The organism is Streptomyces sp. SolWspMP-5a-2 (assembly GCF_900091845.1).
Taxonomy (GTDB): Bacteria; Actinomycetota; Actinomycetes; order Streptomycetales; family Streptomycetaceae; genus Streptomyces; species Streptomyces doudnae.
Window position 1 is genome coordinate 1 of the sequence record NZ_FMCI01000127.1, and the last position, 4,165, is coordinate 4,165.

Below are 4,165 nucleotides of genomic sequence, written 5' to 3' on the forward strand. Positions count from 1 at the left end.
CGCCGGGTGGACGGCCGGGGAGCGCGGGCGCGCGGACCGCGTCGGTCGCGCTCGCCGTGGGGATCACGGCGGCGGCCGCCGTGGTCGGCTCGGTCGCCGGGTTCGTCGCGTGCGCCGCCGTCCTGCTCTGCTCGCTGGCCGCGGGACGGCTGCGCGGACGCGGCCCCGGCCTCGTCGGCGCGGCGGTGGCGGTGACCTCGGTGACCGGTCTCGCCTGGGCCCTGGCCGGGGACGCGGTGCCCGAGGGGCCCGCCGACGCGCTGGCCGGGCAGCTGACGGGACACCGGGTCGAGCTGTGGCGGGACGCGCTGCGGCTGGCCCGCGACCATCCGGCGCTCGGGGTGGGCCCCGGACGTTTCGGCGAGCTGAGCGCGGCGGCGACGGGCACGCCGGTGCCGGACGGGCGTCCGCACTCGGCGCCCCTCCAGATCGCGGCGGAACAGGGGGTCGTCGGGGTGGTCCTGCTGGCGGCCGGGTTCTGCTGGGTGCTCTACGCGCTGTGGCGTTCGCCGCGCCCGACGCCGGTGGTGCTCACCGCGGCCGCCGCGCTGACCGTGCTGGCCGCGGTCGCCACCCTCGGCAACGCGCTCGGGTTCACCGCCGTCTCGGCCGGTGCGGGGGTGCTCGCCGGTCTTGCCACGGCGCGGCCGCTCGCCGAGGAGCCGGCCGCGGCGCCCGGAGGGGTACCGGCCTGGGACGACCGGCTGACGCCGTGAGCGGTCAGGTCAGCGGGGCGTGCCCGGGGCCGCCGGACGCAGCCGGTCCCTGATGACGTGGACGGCGGCCTGGGCGTCGTCCACGGTGATGGTGAAGGTGTGGCCGTCCCAGAGCCGCAGCACCACGCCCTCGCCGCGCCGCACGACGACGGCGGTCCCCTTCTCCGGCCGCCAGCGGTAGCCCCAGCCGCCCCACTGGCGCGGGGTGACGTGCGGGGCGAAGTCGGCGCCCGCCACCTGGGTGAGCGGGATGCGGCGGCGCGGCAGCCCGATGTGGCCGCAGCGCACCTCGACGGACTCCCGGTCGAGTCTCAGGTCGACGTGGACGAAGGCGAGGGTGCCGAAGAGGATGAGCAGTCCGGCGGCGATGCAGCCGACGACCGCCATGGCGAGCGGGGCGGCCCCCGAGGTCCACGCGGAGTCCACGGCCAGCTCGATGCCGAGCGCCAGGAAGGCGGCCCCGCCGACGGCGAGCAGCCACTGGACGCGGTTGGTGGCGCGGCCCGTCCACACGTCGGGATGCGGGGTGATGTCGCCGTGGAGGTGGTCCCTCATGCCTACGAGACTACTCAGGTTTCGGCGCGCGGGTACCGCCTCCCGGAGCGCGGCTGCGCCGACCGGGGGTCCCTTGAGCGGCTCGCTCCCCTTCTGTCCCGGGGGTCACCGGGCGGGCGAGACCGCCTGCAGGAGCCGTCCCTCGGAGTAGGCCAGGGCGGGCGCGGGGAGGCCGCCCTCGCGGCCGCTGAGCAGGACCGTCAGGGTGCCGCTCGTCTGCACGCCGGTGACCGGCTGGGCGCCGAGCCTGCGCAGCGCCTGGGCGGCGACGGCGCCCGCGGAGCCGTGCAGCACGAGCGGCGGGCGGCCGGGGCGCTGGACGGCGTTGCGGATGCGCTCGGCGACCAGCTCGTAGTGGGTGCAGCCGAGGACGACGGTCGTCACGTCGTCCGGGGTGAGCGCGGCCGCGGCGGCGACGGCGGCGTCGACCGCCGCACCGTCCGCGTGCTCCACGGCCTCGGCGAGACCGTGGCAGGGCACCTCGGTGACCCGCACGCCACCGGCGAAGTCGGCGATGAGGTCGCGCTGGTAGGCGCTGCCGGTGGTGGCCGGGGTCGCCCAGATCGCGAGGGGTCCGCCGCCCGCCGCGGCCGGTTTGATCGCCGGGACCGTGCCGATGACCGGCAGTTCTGGTTCGAGGCGCGAGCGCAGGGTGGGCAGCGCGTGGACGGTCGCGGTGTTGCAGCCGATGATCAGGGCGTCGGGCCGGTGCGCGGCGGCGGCCTGCGCGACGGCGAGGGCCCGCCGGGAGAGGTCCTGCGGGGTCCGCGGACCCCCAGGGCATGCCCTCCGGATCGAGGGAGAGCACGAGATCTGCGTCGGGCCGCAGACGCCGTACCGCGGCGGTGGCCGCCAAGAGACCGATTCCGGAGTCCATCAGCGCGATCTTCACCCGGTCACGATAGACGATGAGCGGTCCGGGGCCCGCCGCGTGGGGCAGACTGCGCCGGGTGAGCGCCATCGTGTGGATCGCCGCCCTGTCCCTCGCCGCCTGGCTCTGGCTGCTGCTGTGCCAGGGGTTCTTCTGGCGCACCGACGTCAGGCTGCCGCCCGGGGACGATCCCGGTGTGTGGCCCCCGGTCTGCGTGGTGGTGCCCGCGCGCGACGAGGCGGCCGTGCTCCCCGCGAGCCTGCCCTCGCTGCTGGCCCAGGACTACCCGGGCCGGGCCGAGGTCTTCCTCGTCGACGACGGCAGCACGGACGGCACCGGGGAGCTGGCGCGGGCGCTGGCCCGGGAGCACGGCGGGCTGCCCCTGACGGTCGGCTCCCCCGGCGAACCCCCGGCGGGCTGGACCGGGAAGCTGTGGGCCGTGCGGCACGGCATCGGCCTCGCGCGGGCCCGCGGCCCGGAGTTCCTGCTGCTGACGGACGCGGACATCGCGCACGCCCCGGACAGTCTGCGCACGCTGGTCGCGGCGGCCGGCACGGGCGGCTTCGACATGGTGTCGCAGATGGCGCGGCTGCGGGTGGAGAGCCGCTGGGAGCGGCTGGTGGTGCCCGCCTTCGTCTACTTCTTCGCCCAGCTCTACCCGTTCCGCAGGATCGGCCGCGCGGGCACCGCGACCGCGGCGGCGGCGGGCGGCTGCGTCCTGCTGCGCGCCGAGGCGGCCGAGCGGGCGCGCGTCCCGGACGCCATCCGGCAGGCCGTGATCGACGACGTGGCGCTCGCGCGGGCGGTCAAGGGGTCGGGGGCCGCATCTGGCTGGGTCTCGCCGACCGGGTGGACAGCGTGCGCCCCTACCCGCGCCTCGACGACCTGTGGCGGATGGTGTCCCGCAGCGCCTACGCCCAACTGCGGCACAGTCCGGCGCTGTTGGCGGGGACGGTGGCCGGGCTCGCGCTGGTCTACCTGGTGCCGCCGGTGGCGCTGGTGGCGGGGGCGGCCGCGGGGAGCGCGGCGACGGCGGCGGCCGGCGGGCTCGCCTGGCTGGTGATGACGGGCACCTACCTGCCGATGCTGCGCTACTACCGGCTGTCCTATTGGCTCGCTCCGCTGCTGCCGTTCACCGCGTTCCTCTATCTGCTGATGACGGTGGACTCGGCGGTGCAGCACTACCGGGGGCGCGGCGCGGCCTGGAAGGGCCGCACCTACGCGCGCCCGGAGCCGGTCGCCGACGACCCGGCGCGGTGACCGGCGCGGCAGGTCACTTGCGGCCGGGCGTCCAGTTCATGCCCCAGCCGTAGACGTGGTCTATGGTCCGCTGCGGGCTGACCCCGCGCTCGGGCACCAGGTAGCGGGCCTCGCGCTGGACCACCAGGTCGTCGCCGGTGCCGGTGATCAGGGCGAGGGCGCACACGGTCGACGGGACGGTGCACTCGTCGAGCGAGAACTCGATCGGCGCCCCGAACTGCGGTTGCAGGGTGACGGTGGCGTGCAGGTCGGCGAAGGAGCGGGCGCCCTCGTAGATGGTGACGAAGACGAGGATGCGCCGGAACTCGTGCTTGTGGTCGAGGTTGACGGTGAGGTTCTCGCCGCTCTCGACGGCGCCGGTGCGGTCGTCGCCGTCGAGGTGGATGTAGGGCGGGCGATGCAGGTCGCCGAAGGAGTTGCCGAGGGCCTGGACCACGCCCTTTCTGCCGTCGGTGAGTTCGAAGAGGGCGCACAGGTCGAGGTCGAGGTCGGCGTGCTGGGCGACGGCCCGGCCGCGCTTGCTGCCCCACCCCGAGAACTGCTTGCGGGACTGCCAGTTGAGGTTCACGCGCAGGGCGCCCGAGGTGCCGCCCTGCTTGGCGAGGGAGACCGCGGGGGCCGCCTTGGTGAGCGTGACCTTGCTGAGCGAGACGGGCGCGGTGGCCGGTGGCGCGGCGGGCGGGAACGCGGTGACCGGCGGGGCCGCGGGGGCGGCGGGGCGACCGGGGCGGAGGGCGCGGGAGGTGCGGGCGGGGCGGCCGGG

The 4,165-nt window shown here is 76.4% G+C and carries 2 protein-coding genes and 3 pseudogenes; 2 read left to right on the top strand and 3 right to left on the bottom strand.

Translation table 11 applies throughout. The features are described 5' to 3' along the window. The coding region (locus GA0115242_RS12425) for an O-antigen ligase family protein (RefSeq protein ID WP_141721585.1) at positions 1 to 716 on the top strand (716 nt) is incomplete at its 5' end. A 9-nt stretch (positions 717 to 725) separates the two neighbouring features. Here GA0115242_RS12425 and GA0115242_RS12430 read toward each other — a convergent pair. Next, the gene (locus tag GA0115242_RS12430) at positions 726 to 1,271 is read right to left on the bottom strand and encodes a hypothetical protein (RefSeq protein ID WP_093827632.1); all 546 of its coding nucleotides are present in this window, start codon (positions 1,269 to 1,271) and stop codon (positions 726 to 728) included. A gap of 105 nt (positions 1,272 to 1,376) precedes the next feature. Then, a pseudogene (locus GA0115242_RS12435) lies at positions 1,377 to 2,163 on the bottom strand (glutamate racemase). Positions 2,164 to 2,179: 16 nt separating this feature from the next. On the opposite strand from GA0115242_RS12435, the pseudogene GA0115242_RS12440 reads away from it, so the two are divergent. Then, positions 2,180 to 3,402: pseudogene (locus GA0115242_RS12440) on the top strand (glycosyltransferase). A gap of 13 nt (positions 3,403 to 3,415) precedes the next feature. On the opposite strand, the pseudogene GA0115242_RS12445 reads toward GA0115242_RS12440, so the two are convergent. After that, positions 3,416 to 4,165 (bottom strand): annotated as a pseudogene (locus GA0115242_RS12445) (Tellurium resistance); the annotation flags it as partial.

Bases quoted from the DNA above. Each gene is read 5' to 3' on its own strand.
- GA0115242_RS12430 (WP_093827632.1), bottom strand. From the start codon at position 1,271: ATGAGGGACCACCTCCACGGCGACATCACCCCGCATCCCGACGTGTGG.